The organism is Roseomonas acroporae (assembly GCF_023223525.1).
Lineage (GTDB): Bacteria > Pseudomonadota > Alphaproteobacteria > Acetobacterales > Acetobacteraceae > Roseomonas_E > Roseomonas_E acroporae.
Window position 1 is genome coordinate 1 of sequence record NZ_JALPRX010000076.1, and the last position, 17,130, is coordinate 17,130.

Below are 17,130 nucleotides of genomic sequence, written 5' to 3' on the forward strand. Positions count from 1 at the left end.
GGGGCGCGCCCCGCCGCCGGGCGGCCCCGGCGGGCCGGCGCGAGGCGTCAGAACGCCACGCGGTCGCCGCCCTTGAGCGAGAGGATCTCGCGCGCCTCGTCCGGCGTCGCGACCTCCAGGCCCAGCCCCTCGATGATCTGGCGCACGGCGCGGACCTGCACGGCGTTGGTCTCGGCGAGCTTCCCGGGCCCGGCCCACAGGCTGTCCTCCAGCCCGACGCGGACGTTGCCGCCCATCGCCGCCGCCATCGCCGCGATGGGAAGCTGGTTGCGCCCGGCGCCCAGCACGGACCACCGGTAATCGTCGCCGAACAGCCGGTCCGCGGTGCGCTTCATGTGCAGCACGTCGTCCGGGTGCGCGCCGATGCCGCCCTGCAGGCCGAACACGGTCTGGATGAACAGCGGCGCCTTCACCAGCCCCTGATCGAAGAAGTACTTCAGGTTGTAGAGGTGCGCCGTGTCGTAGCACTCGAACTCGAAGCGCGTGTCGTTGCCGGCGCAGGTGGTCAGGATGTACTCGATGTCGGCGAAGCTGTTGCGGAAGATGATGCCCTTGTCGGAGAGGTAGTCCTTCTCCCACTGATGCCTGAACTCCTTGAAGCGGTTCAGCATCCCGAACAGGCCGAAATTCATCGAGCCGAGGTTGAGCGAGGCCACCTCCGGCTTGAAGGTCGCGGCCGGGCGCACGCGCTGCTCGATGGTCATGGTCGGCGCGCCGCCGGTGGTCAGGTTCACCACCGCGTCGGTGCGCTGCTTGATGACCGGCAGGAAGGGCGCGAAGGCCTCCGGCGACTGGTCGGGGCGCCCATCCTCCGGGTTGCGCGCGTGCAGGTGGACGATGGCGGCGCCCGCCTCGGCCGCGCCCACCGCCGCGTCGGCGATCTCCTCCGCCGTGATCGGCAGGTGCGGCGACATGGAGGGCGTGTGGATCGCCCCCGTCACCGCGCAGGTGATGATGACCTTGCGCCCGCCCTTGCTCTTCCCCTGGCTCTTCCCCTGGCCCTGGCCCGCCATGCTCAACCCTCCGTCTGCTGCTTCTCGTGTACCCAGCGCTTCTTGTGCGCCCTGAGCGCGGCGAGGCGCCGGTCGCGCCAGGCCATCTTCGCCGGCAGGTCCGGCGCCGCCCGCCACTGCGCCAGGATCGCCGCCGTCGCCGCCGGCCCGTACACCTCGGGGCCCGCCGGGGCGGCGGCGAGGCGCCGGTAGAAGCCCGTGTAGCGCGCGCAGTAGTCGGGGATGCCGCCCGGCGCGTTCAGCTCGATGGTCTCGAACGGCCCCATGAAGCTCCAGCGCAGGCCGAGCCCGTCGGCGACGGTGCGGTCGAGGTCCTCGGGCGTGACGTAGCCTTCCGACACCAGCCGGAACGCCTCGGCCAGCAGCGCGCCCTGGAGGCGGTTGAGGATGAAGCCCTCCACCTCCTTCAGCACGGTGACCGGCACCTGGCCGATCGACCCGTAGACGGCGCGGGCGCGGGCGATGGTCCCGGGCGCGGTCCACTCGGCGCCGGAGAGCTCCACCAGCGGGATCAGGTGCGGCGGGTTGACCGGGTGGCCGATCAGGCAGCGCGCCCGCCCCGGCAGCGCCTCGGTGAAGACCGAGGTGCGGATGGCCGAGGAGGAGGAGGCGAGGATGGCGCCCGGCGGCGCCAGCGCGTCGAGCCGCGCGAAGAGGTCGCGCTTGATCGCCGGGTCCTCCGGCCCGCTCTCCTGCACGAAGTCGGCGCCGTCGAGCGCCGACTCCAGCGTCGGGCAGGCGACGATGCGCGCGGCCGCCGCCGCCGGGTCGTCGCAGAGGCCCTGCGAGGCGAGGTCGCGCAGACCCTCGGCGCAGAGGCCGACGGCGTTGGCCGCCACCCCCGCCGCCGGGTCCCAGAGCCGCACCGACCAGCCGGCACGCGCGAAGATGGCGGCCCAGGCGCGGCCGATCAGGCCGGTGCCGACGATGGCGACGGTACCGGTCACGACGGGGCCGGCCGCAACGGTGCCGGCCGCAACGGGGCCGGCCGCAACGGTGCCGGCCGCAACGGTGCCGGCCGCAACGGTGCCGGCCGCAACGGTGCCGGTCACGGCCGGGCGGGGACCGGCGGCGGAGCCTCGGGCATCGGGACGTTTCCTCCGTCGCGCGGCGGCGGGGCGTGGTGGCCCGCCGAGCCGGCTCTTGCTGTGATCTGTGATCACAGTCATCCTGCCTGTGATGCCGCAGCCCTGTCCAGCCCCCCGGCCGTCCCAAGGCTCGTCCGGCTCGGCCCGCGGGTCGTCCCATGGGCTGTCCCAGGGGCCGTCCCAGGGGCCGTCTCCCGGCTCGCCCCCCGGGCCATGCTGAACGGTGCCCGCGCCCTGGAGGCGGAGCCGCCGCTGGCGCGGCGCACCCTCGGCGCGTCGGTGCACGGCAGGCTGGCGGAGCTGCTGATCGCGGGCCGGCTGGCGCCGGGCGAGCGGCTCTCGCTGCGCGACACGGCGGCGGCGCTCGGCGTCTCGGTGATGCCGGTGCGCGAGGCGGTGGCGCGGCTGGTGGCGGACGGGGCGCTGGAGGTGGCGCCCAACCGCGCCGTGCGCGTTCCGCTGATGCCGCGCGGCCGCTTCCTGGCGCTCGCCGAGACGCGGATCGCCGTGGAGGGGCTGGCCGCCGCCCGCGCCGCGACGGCGCGCAGCGCGGCCGAGCTGGCTGCGATACGCCGCGCCGAGGCCGCCTTCCGCGCCATGGCCGGGCAGGCGCGGCCGGACCTGCAGCGTGCCGTGGCGCTGAACCGCGACGTGCACTTCCGCATCTACGAGGCGTGCGGCCTCGCGCCGCTGCGCGACATCATCGCCGGGCTGTGGCTGAAGGTCGGGCCGGTGCTGAACCTCGACCTGCGCTCGGACCCGGCGCGGCTGCGCCAGGGCTCGGCGCTGCGCTGCCACGCGGCGGCGCTGGCGGCGATCGAGGCGGGCGACGCGGCGGCGGCGCGGGCGGCGATCGTCGCCGACATCGAGGAGGCGGCCGCCTACATCGTCGCGCGCGGCGGGCTGGCGGCGGAGGATGCGGCGCCGGGGTGAAGGGCGCGCGGGGAAAGGGAGGAACGGGATGGATCTCGGGATCGGCGGGCTGCGCGTGCTGGTGACGGCGGGTGCCGCGGGGATCGGGCGCGGCATCGTGGAGGCGTTCGTCGAGGAGGGCGCGCGCGTGTTCACCTGCGACATCGACGGGGCGGGCCTCGCCTCGCTGCCGGCCGGCGTCGGCCACGTGGTCGCGGACGTGTCCGACCGCACGCAGGTGGCGGCGATGTTCGAGTCGGCGCTCGGCTTCCTCGGCGGGCTGGACGTGCTGGTGAACAACGCCGGCATCGCTGGCCCCACCGGCGGGGTGGACGAGATCAACCCCGAGGACTGGGACCGCTGCCTGGAGGTCTGCCTGACCAGCCAGTTCAACTGCGCGCGGCTGGCCGTGCCGCATCTGCGGCAGAGCTCCAACGCCTCGATCGTGAACCTTTCCTCGGCGGCGGGAAGGCACGGCTTCGCCGGGCGCACGCCCTACGCGGCGGCGAAGTGGGGGGTGATCGGCTTCACCAAGTCGCTCTCGATCGAGCTGGGCGGGGCGGGAATCCGCGTCAACGCCATCCTGCCCGGCCTCGTCGCGGGGGACCGGCAACGGCGTGTGCTGGAGGCGAAGGCGCAGCAGCGCGGCGTGAGCTACGCGGAGATGGAGCAGGTGGCCTTCGCCAACGCCTCGATCAAGGAATACGTCACGGCGCGGCAGCTCGCGGACCAGGTGCTGCTGCTGTGCTCGCCGCGCGGGCGGACGGTGTCGGGGCAGGCGATCGCGGTGGACGGGGACCTGCGCATGCTGTCGTGATGCGGGGCCTTTCCCGGCACCCTTTTCCAGGGAGGGCTTTGCCCTCCTCGGGTATCCTCCCACCCCAAAGGTCCGTTGGGGGGCGAAGCCCCCTTGGACCCCCCGTTCGGATTCGAGTCCCGACGGTCGAACCACCTCCCCCCCAACGAACGGGGTCTGGGGCCTCCCGGCCCCGGCGGATGGGTCCAGGGAAGGCAGCGCCTTCCCTGGCGGGGTCCGGGGCAGCGCCCCGAAACGCGTGCTCTCAGGCCGCGAGGTCGAGCACCACGCGCCCCTCGATCGCGCCCTTGTGCATGCGCGCGAACACGTCGTTGATGTTCTCCAGCTTCTCGGTGCTGACCGTCGCCTTCACCAGCCCCTCGCCGGCGAAGTCGAGCGATTCCTGCAGGTCGAGCCGCGTGCCGACGATGGAGCCGCGCACGGTGATGCCGTTCAGCACCATGTCGAAGATCGGCAGCGGGAAGTCGCCGGGCGGCAGGCCGTTCAGCGCCACCGTGCCGCCGCGCCCGACCACGCCGAGCGCCTGCTCGAAGGCCTTGGGCGAGACGGCGGTGACGAGCACGCCCTGCGCGCCGCCGCCCGTCTCGCGCTTGACGACGGTTGCCGGGTCCTCGTGGCGGGCGTTGACGGTGATGGCGGCGCCGAGGCGGCGGGCCAGCTCCAGCTTGGTGTCGTCGATGTCGACCGCCGCGACGTGCATGCCCATGGCCCGCGCGTACTGCACCGCCATGTGGCCGAGCCCGCCGATGCCGGAGATCACCACCCAGTCGCCGGGCTTGGCCTCCGTCATCTTGAGGCCCTTGTACACGGTGACGCCGGCGCAGAGCACCGGGGCGATCTCGGTGAAGGAGACGTTGCCGGGCAGGTGGCCGACGAAGTTCGGGTCCGCCACGACGTACTCGGCGAAGCCGCCGTTGACGGAGTAGCCGGTGTTCTGCTGCTCCTCGCACAGCGTCTCCCAGCCGCCGAGGCAGTGCTTGCAGTGGCCGCAGGCGGTGTAGAGCCAGGGCACGCCGACGCGGTCGCCCTCCTTGACGTGCTTCACCCCGGCGCCGACGGCGGAGACGTAGCCCACGCCTTCGTGGCCGGGGATGAAGGGCGGGTTCGGCTTCACGGGCCAGTCGCCCTCGGCGGCGTGCAGGTCGGTGTGGCAGACGCCGGACGCCTTGATCGCGACCTGGATCTGGCCGGCGCCCGGCTCGGGAACCGGCACCTCCTCGATGGCGAGGGGCTTGCCGAATTCGTGGACGACGGCCGCCTTCATGGTTCGGGCCATTCTTTTCCTCCTCCGGTGTTGTCCGGCCCGGCGCCGGGGCTCGGGGCCGGGCCGCGCGGCTCAGAAGAAGCCGAGTTTCTTCGGGCTGTAGCTGACCAGCATGTTCTTGGTCTGCTGGTAGTGGTCGAGCATCATGCGGTGCGTCTCCCGCCCGATGCCGGACTGCTTGTAGCCGCCGAAGGCGGCGTGCGCGGGATAGGCGTGGTAGCAATTGGTCCAGACCCGCCCGGCCTGGATGGCGCGGCCGAAGCGGTAGGCGCGGTTGATGTCGCGCGTCCAGACCCCGGCGCCGAGGCCGTAGAGCGTGTCGTTGGCGATCGCCAGCGCCTCCTCGTCGTCCCTGAAGGTGGTGACGGAGACGACCGGGCCGAAGATCTCCTCCTGGAAGATGCGCATGCGGTTGCTGCCGCGGAACACGGTGGGCTGCACGTAGAAGCCGTCCGCCAGGTCGCCGGGCAGGCGGTTGCGCTCGCCGCCCGCCAGCAGCTCCGCCCCCTCCTGGCGGCCGATCTCGACGTAGCCGAGGATCTTCTCCATCTGCTCGGCCGAGGCCTGGGCGCCGATCATGGTCCCGGGATCGAGCGGGTTGCCCTGCACGATGGCGCCGACGCGCGCCAGCGCCCGCTCCATGAAGCGGTCGTAGAGGGATTCGTGGATCAGCGCGCGGGAGGGGCAGGTGCAGACCTCGCCCTGGTTCAGCGCGAACATGGCGAAGCCCTCGATCGCCTTGTCGAGGAAGTCGTCGTCCTCCCGCGCCACGTCGGCGAAGAAGATGTTGGGCGACTTGCCGCCCAGCTCCAGTGTCACCGGGATCAGGTTCTGGCTGGCGTACTGCATGATGAGCCGGCCGGTGGAGGTCTCGCCGGTGAAGGCGATCTTGGCGATGCGCGGCGAGGAGGCGAGCGGCTTGCCGGCCTCGATGCCGTAGCCGTTGACGACGTTGAGCACGCCGGGCGGCAGCAGGTCGCCGATCAGCCCGGCCAGCACCAGGATCGAGGCGGGCGTCTGCTCGGCGGGCTTGAGCACCACGCAATTGCCGGCCGCCAGCGCCGGGGCGAGCTTCCAGCAGGCCATCAGCAGCGGGAAGTTCCACGGGATGATCTGCCCGACCACGCCGAGCGGCTCGTGGAAGTGGTAGGCGATGGTGTCCTCGTCGATCTCCGACAGCGCGCCTTCCTGCGCGCGCAGGCAGCCGGCGAAGTAGCGGAAGTGGTCGATGGCGAGCGGCAGGTCGGCGGCGGTGGTCTCGCGGATCGGCTTGCCGTTGTCCCAGCTCTCGGCGCGGGCGAGCAGGTCGAGGTTCCGCTCCATGCGGTCGGCGATGGCGAGCAGCACGGCGGCGCGGGCGGCGGGGCTCTGCTTCCCCCAGGCTTCGCGCGCGGCGTGCGCGGCGTCGAGCGCGCGCTCGATGTCCTCGGCGTCGGAGCGCGCCACCTCGCAGAGGATGCGGCCGTTGACCGGCGAGAGGTTGGGGAAGTAGCGGCGCTTCGCCGGTTCGATCCAGTCGCCGCCGATGAAGTTGCCGTAGCGGGGCTTGAACGGCGCCGCGTCGGCACGCAGGGATTCGAGCTTGGTCACTGCTTCCTCCTCCCGCACCCTGGATGGGTGCGCCTTGGGTGGAAACCTGGACCCGAAGCCCCCGCCACGTCAGCGGGGCGGCAAGCGCCCGTCGCGGCGCGTGTCGCAGATCTGCGACATGGGCGGCGGGATCGCGATCATTCCCGGCCGCGCAGGCCGAGGCGGCGCAGCTTGCGGTGCAGCGTGGCGCGGCTGAGGCCGAGCGCCGAGGCGGTGGCGGAGACGTTGCCGCCGGCGCGCGCCAGCGCCCGTTGCAGCGCCGCGCGCTCGGCCCGCCCCAGGTCGTCCTCCGGGGCGCCGTCCCGCCCGCCATCGAGCAGGTCGGCGGCCGGCAGCGGCCGGCGCAGCCGCTCGGCGGTGATGCCGAGGGCGAGGCGCGCGGCGCGCGTCGCGCCCACCACCAGGTCGTCCGCGTCGATCGCCAGCAGCGCGCCCGGCGCGGCGCCGCTCGGCGCCGTCTCGTCGGCCAGCACGATGCGGGCGCGGGGGAAGGCGTGGCGGAAATTCCGCTCCTCGATGCGGCGCGCCGCCTCCGCCGTGGCGGCGGCGATCAGCCCGGACACCTGCTCCGTCAGGTCGGCGCGGCAGGAGGAGACGTCGAGCGCGCCGGCCAGCTCGCCCGCGTGGTCGAAGACCGGGACGGTGGTGCAGCTCAGCCCGGCATGGAAGGTGTGGAAGTGCTGGTCGCGGTGGACGGTCAGGGCGCGCCGCTCGGCCAGGCAGGTGCCGATGCCGTTGGTGCCGGCATGCGCCTCGTTCCACAGGGCGCCGGTCCAGAGGCCCCAGTCGCGGAACTGCCGGTCGTCGCTGCCATGGCCGCGCCGCTCCACCGGCACGCCGTCGCGGTCGGTCAGCAGCACGCAGCAGCCCATGCCGCCGGTGGCCTGGAGCAGGCGCTCCATGACCGGCTGCGCCGCCGCCACCAGCGCGCCCAGCCGCTCGCGCCGCTCGCGCATGGCCGCCTCGGGCAGGATGGGGGGCGGGACGGCGCGCTCCGGGTCCAGCCGGTAGAGGGTCATGCAGCGGCGCCAGGAGGCGGCGATGGTCGAGCGGGCCGCGGTGCCGTCCTCCAGCACGGCGCGGACCTGCTCGGCATGCGGGCGTTGGCTGGGCCTCGCCATGTTTCCTCCGGGGTCGGGCACGGCCCCCGCCGTGGCGGACCGGCCGCGTCGTCGCGGCCGGGCACCGGCCGGGCAGCGGGGCCGGTATACCACGACGGGGGCCGTGCCGCCCCGCCGGAAAATTCGGCGGAATTCGATGGCGGGGGGCCGTCCCCGCGCGCCCGGCGGCCCGGCAACGCGCCGGATGGGAATGGTGCGGCGCGGCAATCGCGTTGCAATCGACTGACTGGTCGGTTATTCGATCGGTGGCGCCGCGCTCCGTGGCCGCGGCGCCCCGCGGGAGACGAGGATGACCAGGCCCATCCGACTGAACGCGTTCAACATGGCCACGCCGGGCTCGCAGGCCTCCTCGCTCTGGGGGTACCCCGGCAACGAGGTCGGGCGCTACAACACGCTGGCCTACTGGAAGGAGATGTGCGCGATCCTGGAGCGCGGGCTGTTCGACGGCCTGTTCCTCGCGGACGTCATCGGCGTGTACGACACCTATGGCGGCACCCCGGACGCGGCGCTGCGGCACGCCGTCTCGCTGCCGATCCTCGACCCGGTGCCGATGCTCCCGGCGCTGGCCGACGCGACCACGCATCTCGGCTTCGGCGTCACCTGCACCCTGACCTACGAGCCGCCGCACGTCTTCGCCCGGCGCATGTCCACGCTGGACCACCTCACCGGCGGCCGGATCGGCTGGAACATCGTCACCGGCTTCCTGCAGAGCACCGGCCGGGCGGCGACGGGACAGGCGGGCTTCGTCGACCATTCCCGGCGCTACGACATGGCCGAGGAGTTCATGGAGGTGGTCTACCGCCTCTGGGAAGGGAGCTGGGAGGACGACGCCGCCTGCCGCGACCGCGCGCGCGGCTGCTTCGCCGACCCGGCCAGGGTCCGCAAGGTGAGCTTCTCGGGCGAGTTCTTCGGCCTCGACACGATCCATCTCTGCGAGCCCTCGCCGCAGCGCACGCCGACGCTGTTCCAGGCCGGCGCCTCGGGGCGCGGCCGCGCCTTCGCGGGAAAGCACGCGGAGGGGATCTTCGTCGCCGGCCCCTCGCGGAAGGTGATCGCCGAGCAGATGCGCCAGATCCGCGCCGAGGCGGTCCGCGCCGGCCGCGCGGCGGGCGACATCGTGGCCTACGCCCTGGCCACCGCCATCGTCGCCGGGACCGAGCGGGAGGCCTGGGCGCTGTACGACGACTACCGGCGCCACGTGGACCCGGTGGCGGGGCTCGCGCACCTCTCCGGGCTGATGGGCATCGACCTGGCGCAGTACGGCATGGACGAGGTGCTGACGCACATCGACACCAACGCCATGCGCTCGGCGGTCGACTCCTTCACCTCGGCCGATCCGGACCGGCGGTGGACCATCCGCGAGCTGGGCGAGCACCAGAGCCTGGGCGGGCGCGGGCCGGTCTTCGTCGGCACGGCGGCGCAGGTGGCCGACCGGATGCAGGAGTGGATGGAGGCGACGGACATCGACGGCTTCAACCTGGCCTACGTGGTCGCGCACCGGACCTATCGCGACGTGGTGGACCTGCTGGTGCCGGAATTGCAGCGGCGCGGCGCCTACCCCACCGCCTACGCGCCGGGCACGCTGCGCGCGAAGCTGTCGGGCACGGGGCGGGACCGGCTGGCGCCGCCGCATCCGGGGGCGCGGTTCCGTTACGGCGCGGCCGTCTGAGCCTGCCCAGGCCAATGGGGGTCTCGAAGGGGGCTTCGCCCCTTCGCGGGATGGTTCCAGGAAGGGCGGCGCCCTTCCTGGCGGAGTCCGGGGCGGGGTCCGGGGCAGCGCCCCGGGGCCCTCGCCACACGAAGCGGCCGGCATGCAGCCGAACCGGCCGGGAACACGCACAGGAAAGGACCGACCGACATGGCCACCGCCCGACACCAGCGCGCGCCCGAGCTTGCGGCAGCGAGCCTCGAGGAGATCATGGGCCGCTACGTCGGCCGCTTCCGCGACAAGAAGCCCGACTGGAACGCCTTCGAGGACGCCAAGATCGAGGGCTGGAAGCGGGCGCAGCACCGCTTCATCGGCGCCGGCGGCTCGGGCAAGCACAACGACCCGAGCGTGATCCCGGCGGGGAATTTCACCCTCTCGATCATGTACGTGGAGCCGGGGCAGGGGAACGCCGCGCACACGCACGAGGTGGAGGAGGTGTTCTTCGTCCTCCAGGGCCTGCTCGACGTGTTCGTGGAGGACGAGACGGGGCGGCGCGTCACCACGCGGCTCGGGCCGTGGGAGTGCATCTCGGCGCCGGCCGGGGTGATCCACGGCTACGACAACACCAGCCTGGAGCCGGTCTACTTCCAGGTGATGCTCGGCCGCGGCCGGCCGGAGGCGATGGGCTACGCGGACGATTCGCTGTTCCAGCGCCGCGCGGCGCATCTGGCGGAGGGGGATGCGTAGCCGCGCGGCCGCCTCAGCCGGGCGTGGCGGCGGGGGCCGGCGGCGGGTTGCGGCAGTAGCCGACCACCATCGCCACCGCCTCCTCCACCTGCCGGTCCAGGAAGGCCGCGCCGGGCACGTCGGCCGAGAGGGTGACGGCGAGGGTGAAGCGGTTGCTGACGGCGTGGAAGATCAGCGAGGAGAGCGAGACGTAGAGGTGGACCGGGTCGATCCCGGCGCGGAAGACGCCCTGCCGCTCGCCCGCCTCGACGATCTCCCGCAATTGCGCGATCAGCGGCGGGTAGAGCGCGGCGGCGACGCCGGTGCGGCGCAGATAGGCGGCCTCGTGCAGGTTCTCGATGCCGAGCAGGCTGAGGATCGAGGGATCGCGCCGGATCGAGGCGGCGCCCTCGCGGATGAAGGCCTCCAGCGCCCGCACCGGGCCGACCTCGGCGACGCGCACCTGGCGCCGGGGCGCCACGAAGTCGCGGTAGCTGGCCTCCAGCACCGCCACGTAGAGCGCCTCCTTGCTCCCGTAGTAGTGGTAGATCATCGCCTTGCTGTAGCCGGCCTCGCGGGCGATCACGTCGATGCGCGCGCCGGCGAGGCCGTGCGCGACGAAATGGGCGCGGGCCACGCGGAGGATCGTCTCCTGCGCCAGCGCGGCGTCGCGGGGCCGGCCCGGCACGGCCGGTGCCCGCCGCGGGCGAGGCGTCGGCGCCGTGTTGACTGGCATGGCGTGGCGGCTTTTTCCAACCTGCTTGGCGTCGGCGCATCCTACAGCGCGGCGCGGCAGGCCGAACAGCCGGCCGGGCCGGCGTCCGCCGCCGTTCCGGCCGCCCTTCGCGCCACGGGTCCGGGACGCGGCGCGCCCTGCCGGCGGGTGGCCGCGCGGCGGCTGCCGGCCCCATGCTCGCCGGCAGGCAGCAGGACGGAGAGCGGCGGTTGACCGATTCTGGCGACGGCCCCGGCGCGCGGGGCGGCACGGCAGCGGGGCGGTTCGCGGGCGGCGCGGCCTATGTCGGGGGCCGCTTCGTGCCCATGGCCGAGGCCGTGCTGCCGGTCACGGACTGGGGCTTCACGCGCTCCGACGTCGTCTACGACGTGGTCCACGTCGTCGGGAACCGCTTCTTCCGGCTGCAGGACCACCTCGACCGCTTCGAGCGCGCGATGGCGCGCCGCCAGCTGCGGCCGCCCGAGGACCGGGCGGCGATCGAGGCGGTGCTGCACCGCTGCGTCGCGCTGTCCGGCCTGCGCGACGCCTACGTGTCGATGGCCTGCTCGCGCGGCCGGCCGCGCGTCGCCGGCTCGCGGCGGCCGGCCGACTGCGACAACCACCTGATCGCCTACGCCATCCCCTGGATCGACGTGATCCCGAAGGAGGTGCAGGAGCGCGGCGCGCATCTGTGGATCGCCGGCGTGCCGCGCGTGCCCGACGCCTCGGTGGACCCGACCGTGAAGAACTACCAGTGGAGCGACCTGACCGGCGGCCTGCTGGAGGCGCACGGGCACGGCTTCGACACCGCCATCCTCTGCGACGCCGAGGGCTACGTGACCGAGGGGCCGGGCTTCAACGTCTTCATGGTGCGCGACGGCCGCGTGCTGACGCCGGACCGCGGCAGCCTGGAGGGCATCACGCGGCGCACGGTGCTGGAGATCTGCGACGAGCTCGGCATCGAGGCGGCGGTGGCGCCGATCCCGCGCGCGCTGCTGGAGGATGCCGACGAGATCTTCACCACCACCACGGCGGGCGGCGTGATGCCGGGCGCGCGCCTCGGCGGCCGCATCCTGGGCAACGACCGCCCCGGCCCCGTCAGCCTGCGCCTGCGCGACGCCTACTGGCGCTGGCACGAGGAGGGGCGGCACGCCACGCCGGTGCGGCCGCTGGACGCGGCCCTGTCGCCCCCGGGGCCGCTGGACGCGGCCCTGTCGCCCCCGGGGCCGCCGGACGCGGCCCCGCCGCCCCCGGGACCGCCGGACGCGGCCACGCCACACCCGGGGCCGCCGGACGTGGCCACGCCACACCCGGGGCCGCCGGACGTGGCCCTGGCGCCCCCGGCCGGCGCCTCGGCATGAGCGGCGAGGCACGCGGGGAGCGGCCGGGCGGCGACCTGCGGCCGGAGACGATCTCCGGCCCCCGCCCCGGGGCATGCGCGCTCTGGGTCGAGCGGCCGGCGCCGGACGGCGCCCCGGCCGCCTGGTGCTACACCGACCGGCGAAGCTACCGCGCCGGGGAGACGGCGGTGCTGTTCCTGTCCAGCACGGCGAGGTCCGTGCGGCTGCGCATCCTGCGCGAGGGGGCGTCGCCGCGCGAGGTGGCCACGCTCGGCCCGCTGCCGGCCCGCTTCCTGCCGGCGCCGGAGCGCGCCTACGAGACCGGCTGCGACTGGCCGGCCTTCCACCGCTGGGAGATCCCGCCCGACCTGCCCTCGGGCGGCTACCTCGTCGAGATCCTGGACGCCGAGGTGGCGCGCCCGCAGCCGCTCGGCCACCACCTGGTGATCGTCCGCGGCGCGCGGCCGGCCGGGCCGATCGCCCTGGTCGCCGCGACCTCCACCTGGGCCGCCTACAACGACTGGGGCGGCGCGAACCACTACTACGGGCTGCACCCGGGCACGCCGCGCGGCCGCTCGCCGCTGCTCTCCACGCAGCGCCCCTGGGCGCGCGGCCAGGTCTGGCTGCCGCCCGGGGCGCCGCGCTCGATGAACGCGCAGCGGCCGGCGCGCCCCGGGCCGGCGCGCTACGACTGCATCGAATGGGCCTTCCTGAACGGCTACACGCGCTACTACGCGCTGACCGGCTGGGCCGCCTTCGAGCGCCCCTTCCTGCGCTGGGCCGAGCGCGAGGGCTACGGCGTGGAGGTGCTCACCCAGGACGAGCTGCACGCCGATCCCCACGCGCTGGACGGCTTCGCCTGCGCCGTCTTCGTCGGCCACGACGAGTACTGGACGCGCGAGATGCGCGAGGCAGTGGACGGCTACGTCGCGCGCGGCGGCCGCGCCGCGCGCTTCGCCGGCAACTTCATGTGGCAGATCCGGCTGGAGGAGGAGGGACGCCGGCAGGTCGCCTACAAGTACGACGCCCGCGCGCTGGACCCGCTGGCCGGCACGGCGGAGGCCGCGCGCCTGACCAGCGCCTGGGAGGACCCGCTGGTCGGCTGGCCCGGGGCGGCGACCTTCGGCGTCAACGCGCTGCGCGGCATCTACGCCGGCTTCGGCGGCATGGCGCGCCGCTCGCCGCGCGGCTTCACGGTGTTCCGGCCCGGGCACTGGGCCTTCGCCGGCACCGGCCTCGGCTACGCCGACATGTTCGGCGACGAGGCGGGCATCTTCGGCTACGAGGTGGACGGGCTGGACTACACCTTCGCCGACGGGCTGCCCGTGCCGACCGGCGCCGACGGCGCGCCGGCGGGGCTGGAGATCCTGGCCATGGGCTGGGCGACCCTGGCCGAGACCGGCCGCCCGGAGGACGACGACTCCCTGATGCTCGGCGACGGCGACGCGCGCTTCCGCGCCGCGATGCTGGCCCCCGATCTCTCGCCCGAGAGCGTGCGCCGGCACGCGCGCGGCAGCGGCATGGTCGTCAGCTTCCGGCGCGGGCGGGGCGAGGTCTTCACCGCCGCGACCTGCGAGTGGGTGAGCGGGCTGCTGGCCGGGGATTTCTTCACCGGGGCGATCACGCGCAACGTGCTGGACCGGTTCTGCCGCCCGGCCGGGACGGACGACGCCGGCGGCCCGTGAGCCGCCCAGGGGCCGTCCGGGGGGCCGCCCGGGGGCCATCCGAGGGCCGCCCAGGGGCCGCACCCGGGGGCCGCACCCGTGAGCCGCCCGGGAGCCGACGAGCGCCGCACCGGCCCGACGGCACCCTCCCCCGACCGTCAGGGCCTGATGTTCTTGTCGCGCACCAGCGTGGCCCAGCGCGCCAGCTCGGTGTCGATCCGCCGGCCGAGCGCGGCGCCGTCGCCGGCCAACGGGCTCGCGCCCTGCTCGGCGAAGCGCCCGCGCACCTCCGGCATGGCGTTCACCTGCGCCACGGCCTCGACCAGCCGCCGCGCGACGGCCGGGTCCAGCCCGCGCGGCGCCAGCAGGCCGTACCAGTAGCTCAGGTCGAAGTCGTAGCCCGCCTCGCGCACCGTCGGCACGCCGGGAAAGGCCGCGACGCGGCCGCCGCCGGTGCTGATCGCCAGCGCCCGCACCGTGCCGGCCTGCATGCCCGACAGCATGGTGGGCGGCGCCGCGAGGGCGAGCTGGATGCGGCCCGCCACCACGTCGAGGAAGGCCGGGCCGGCGCCGCGATAGGGCACGTGCGTCAGCCGGATGCCGGCGAGGTCCTGGAACACCTCCACGTAGAGATGCATGGTCGAGCCGTTGCCCATGGAGCCGTAGTCGAGCGCCTCCGGCCGGGCGCGGGCGATCGCCACCATCTCCTGTAGCGTGCGCGCCTCGAAGCCGGCCGGCACGGTGAACACCGCCGGGTAGTCCACCAGCTCGGCGACCGGCTGGAAGGCGGCGCGCACGTCGAAGCCCGGCTCCGGCAGCAGCGGCGGCACGGTGACGATGGAATTGTCGGTGATCAGCAGCGTGTAGCCGTCCGGCCGCGACTGCGCGACGTTGCCCCAGCCCACGATGCCGCTGCCGCCGGTGCGGTTCTCGACGACGAAGGACTGGCCGGTCACCTGCGCGAGGTGGCGGGCGTAGAGGCGGGCGACGTAGTCGGTGGTCCCGCCCGGCGCCCAGGTGATGACGACGCGCACCGGCCGCTCCTGCGGCCAGGGCTGCGCCGCGCCCTGCGCCGCACCCTGGCGCGGCGCGGCGAGCAGGGCCAGGCAGAGACAGGCCAGGGCCAGGCAGGTCCGGACGGCCCGGCATCGACGGCGTGGCATCAGACGGTTCCTCCTCGATCGTTCGTGCCACGCAAGGTGCGCCGCCGGCCCCGCCCCGTACAGACGGCGTGGCGGCGGGCGTCCCGCCGGGCGGCATCGCGGCGGCGGCGCGGGAGGGCCTCGGCAACCGCCCGGAAGGCATCCGCCGGCAGGTGCGCGCGGTGCCGGGCCGGCCGGGCGCACCGGCGTGGGGAGGAAGGTCGGCGGCGGGGCCCGCCCTGCCCCCCGTCCGGGCGATCCGCCTCGCCGCCGGCGGCCGGGACAGGCTCCCCGGACCCGCCGGGCCGGGCCGGAAAGCAGGCGCAGGAAAGTTACTCGCTATTAATTCGAACCCGGTGCGAGGCGCGGGAAAACCCGTTCGCCCGCCTTTAATCGTTGACACCCGAAAATCAAGAGTTGCATATACAATCTATGCTTCTTCGCGTGATTCCTTTGCGATCAAGGCGATGCGCTACAGCATTCATTTGCATGAGGCTTCCGCCGCGAATGATACACGGAAGACGAGCATTACTAAATTCTGACACACGTCTATCCAGATTTCTGGATTCACGGGTCTCGGAAAGCGATCAGCCGGCCACCCAGGCCAGCCGCCCGGCAGGGGGGCGCCGGCAGCCCTGCCCGTCCCCCCGCGGCCACGCGGCCCCTGGCCCGACACCCGCCAACCAGCCGATTTCTGCAGGAGACCCGACTTGATGCCTCAGTTGCACGAAAGGCTGCAGGTCCAGATCGAGCAGATCGTCGTCCCGCTCATGGCGGGCCGGGCCGACAACATCTGCGTCGTCGATCCGCCGGGGTACGCGAATGTCGGCGACAGCGCGATCCTGCTGGGCGAGCTCGACCTGATCGACCGCTCCTTCCCGGACGCGGAGGTGTTCTACTACGACTTCCGGAATTACTCGGCCAAGGCGAACAACTTCATCGACCAGGCCGACATCCTGCTGCTGCACGGCGGCGGCAATTTCGGCGACATCTGGCCCGCCCACCACGAGTTCCGCCTCGAGATGCTGCGGCGCTTCCCGAACAAGCCCATCGTCCAGATGCCGCAGAGCATCTCGATCTCGGACGAGGGCGTGCTGCGCGAGACGGCCGAGGCGATCGGCGCCCACCGGAACTTCACCCTGCTGGTGCGCGACCGGCGCAGCCTCGCCTTCGCGAAGAAGCACTTCCGCTGCGAGACCATCCTCTGCCCGGACATGGCCTTCGCCATGGAGCCGATCCAGCGCCGCCAGCCCAGCGTCGACTACCTCTGCCTGATGCGCAGCGACAAGGAGGCGGTGGCGGATCACGGCCGCATCCTCGACACCGTCCGCGCCAGCGGCGCCTCGATGGATGTCGGCGACTGGGTGCAGGAGGGGAACGACCTCTATAGCTGGCTCGACTACGGGCTGATGCGGGCCACCCGCTTCAACGCCTCCCTCACGGCGCCCTTCCGCCGCCAGAGCATGTCGGTCCGCCGCAAGTACGCGGAGCGCCGCGTCGAGTTCGGCATCGACCTGCTCAGCCGCGGCAAGGAGGTCGTCACCGACCGGCTGCACGCGCACATCATGTCCTGCCTGCTCGACATCCCGCACATCTTCTTCGACTCCTTCGACGGCAAGGTCGCGGGCTTCCACGAGGCCTGGACCAGCACGGCGGGCATCGCGCGCCTGGCCTCCGGGCCGGACGACCTCGCCCGCCTGCTCGCGGCGGCGCCCGCCTCGCCGGCCCCGGCCGACCGGGCCCTGCAGGCCTCCCACTAGAGCGGCCCGCCGGAGGGCGGCTGCGCCCGGCGGCGTGAATCCGCCCGGAAAACGATGGGATGGGGCGGCACGCAGTCCCGACCGGTCTGCGTTCCGCTCCAGCGGCCCCGGGTCTCCGGGCAGGCCGCGCGCCCTGCCCCGGCGTCCCGGCTGCCGCCGGCCGCGCCGGCGGGCCGGCACCCGAGGCGGGCGGCCCGGCGCGGCCGCCGCGCCGCCTCCCGGCGCCGGCCTTCCGCCGGCGCCGCCACGAACGTGCCGCCGCGGGCACGCGCCACCCGCGGCCCAGGCGCCCCCGTCCAGGTGCCGTCCATCCAGGCGCCCCCGTCCAGG

The 17,130-nt window shown here is 74.0% G+C and carries 14 protein-coding genes; 7 read left to right on the forward strand and 7 right to left on the reverse strand.

The window, feature by feature from the left end; translation table 11 throughout:
* Positions 1–47: 47 nt before the first annotated feature.
* Positions 48–1,013, reverse strand: a complete 966-nt coding sequence (locus M0638_RS17315; protein ID WP_248668254.1) for a BKACE family enzyme — start codon at positions 1,011–1,013, stop codon at positions 48–50.
* Between the two features lie 2 nt (positions 1,014–1,015).
* Complete coding sequence (locus tag M0638_RS17320; protein ID WP_248668255.1) at positions 1,016–1,960, reverse strand: 3-hydroxyacyl-CoA dehydrogenase; 945 nt, start codon at positions 1,958–1,960, stop codon at positions 1,016–1,018.
* 354 nt (positions 1,961–2,314) lie between these two features.
* On the opposite strand from M0638_RS17320, the gene M0638_RS17325 reads away from it, so the two are divergent.
* Together M0638_RS17325 and M0638_RS17330 are read left to right on the forward strand one after the other, a co-directional pair.
* Positions 2,315–3,034: a GntR family transcriptional regulator gene (locus M0638_RS17325; RefSeq protein WP_248668256.1), complete on the forward strand. Its 720-nt coding sequence runs from the start codon at positions 2,315–2,317 to the stop codon at positions 3,032–3,034.
* A 28-nt stretch (positions 3,035–3,062) separates the two neighbouring features.
* On the forward strand, positions 3,063–3,830 hold the full coding sequence (locus M0638_RS17330; protein WP_248668257.1) for an SDR family oxidoreductase: 768 nt from the start codon (positions 3,063–3,065) through the stop codon (positions 3,828–3,830).
* 244 nt (positions 3,831–4,074) lie between these two features.
* On the opposite strand, the gene adhP is transcribed toward M0638_RS17330, so the two are convergent.
* The 3 genes from adhP to M0638_RS17345 form a co-directional block, all read right to left on the reverse strand.
* Positions 4,075–5,106 carry an alcohol dehydrogenase AdhP gene (gene adhP / locus M0638_RS17335; protein ID WP_248668258.1) on the reverse strand — a complete coding sequence of 344 codons (1,032 nt, stop codon included), beginning with the start codon at positions 5,104–5,106 and terminating at the stop codon, positions 4,075–4,077.
* Between the two features lie 60 nt (positions 5,107–5,166).
* Positions 5,167–6,684, reverse strand: a complete 1,518-nt coding sequence (gene adh, locus M0638_RS17340) for an aldehyde dehydrogenase (protein WP_248668259.1) — start codon at positions 6,682–6,684, stop codon at positions 5,167–5,169.
* A 137-nt stretch (positions 6,685–6,821) separates the two neighbouring features.
* Positions 6,822–7,805, reverse strand: a complete 984-nt coding sequence (locus M0638_RS17345) for a GAF domain-containing protein (protein WP_248668260.1) — start codon at positions 7,803–7,805, stop codon at positions 6,822–6,824.
* Between the two features lie 289 nt (positions 7,806–8,094).
* On the opposite strand from M0638_RS17345, the gene M0638_RS17350 reads away from it, so the two are divergent.
* The gene (locus tag M0638_RS17350) at positions 8,095–9,474 is read left to right on the forward strand and encodes an LLM class flavin-dependent oxidoreductase (RefSeq protein ID WP_248668261.1); all 1,380 of its coding nucleotides are present in this window, start codon (positions 8,095–8,097) and stop codon (positions 9,472–9,474) included.
* 189 nt (positions 9,475–9,663) lie between these two features.
* Entirely contained in the window at positions 9,664–10,200 is a 537-nt protein-coding gene (locus tag M0638_RS17355) for a cupin domain-containing protein (protein ID WP_248668262.1), read from the forward strand.
* A 13-nt stretch (positions 10,201–10,213) separates the two neighbouring features.
* Here the strand turns inward: M0638_RS17355 and M0638_RS17360 are convergent, their stop codons facing one another.
* A complete protein-coding gene (locus M0638_RS17360) occupies positions 10,214–10,867 on the reverse strand; it encodes a TetR/AcrR family transcriptional regulator (RefSeq protein WP_248668263.1) in 654 nt (217 codons plus the stop codon).
* A gap of 257 nt (positions 10,868–11,124) precedes the next feature.
* Between M0638_RS17360 and M0638_RS17365 the strand changes: the two genes are divergently transcribed.
* Both M0638_RS17365 and M0638_RS17370 read left to right on the forward strand, forming a co-directional pair.
* The gene (locus M0638_RS17365; RefSeq protein ID WP_248668264.1) at positions 11,125–12,255 is read left to right on the forward strand and encodes an aminotransferase class IV; all 1,131 of its coding nucleotides are present in this window, start codon (positions 11,125–11,127) and stop codon (positions 12,253–12,255) included.
* Positions 12,252–13,919 carry a N,N-dimethylformamidase beta subunit family domain-containing protein gene (locus tag M0638_RS17370; protein ID WP_248668265.1) on the forward strand — a complete coding sequence of 556 codons (1,668 nt, stop codon included), beginning with the start codon at positions 12,252–12,254 and terminating at the stop codon, positions 13,917–13,919. Before M0638_RS17365 ends, M0638_RS17370 begins: the two co-directional genes overlap by 4 nt.
* 137 nt (positions 13,920–14,056) lie before the next feature.
* Here the strand turns inward: M0638_RS17370 and M0638_RS17375 are convergent, their stop codons facing one another.
* Positions 14,057–15,061, reverse strand: a complete 1,005-nt coding sequence (locus tag M0638_RS17375; protein ID WP_248668266.1) for a Bug family tripartite tricarboxylate transporter substrate binding protein — start codon at positions 15,059–15,061, stop codon at positions 14,057–14,059.
* A gap of 692 nt (positions 15,062–15,753) precedes the next feature.
* On the opposite strand from M0638_RS17375, the gene M0638_RS17380 reads away from it, so the two are divergent.
* Positions 15,754–16,800 carry a polysaccharide pyruvyl transferase family protein gene (locus M0638_RS17380; protein WP_248668267.1) on the forward strand — a complete coding sequence of 349 codons (1,047 nt, stop codon included), beginning with the start codon at positions 15,754–15,756 and terminating at the stop codon, positions 16,798–16,800.
* Positions 16,801–17,130 lie beyond the last annotated feature (330 nt).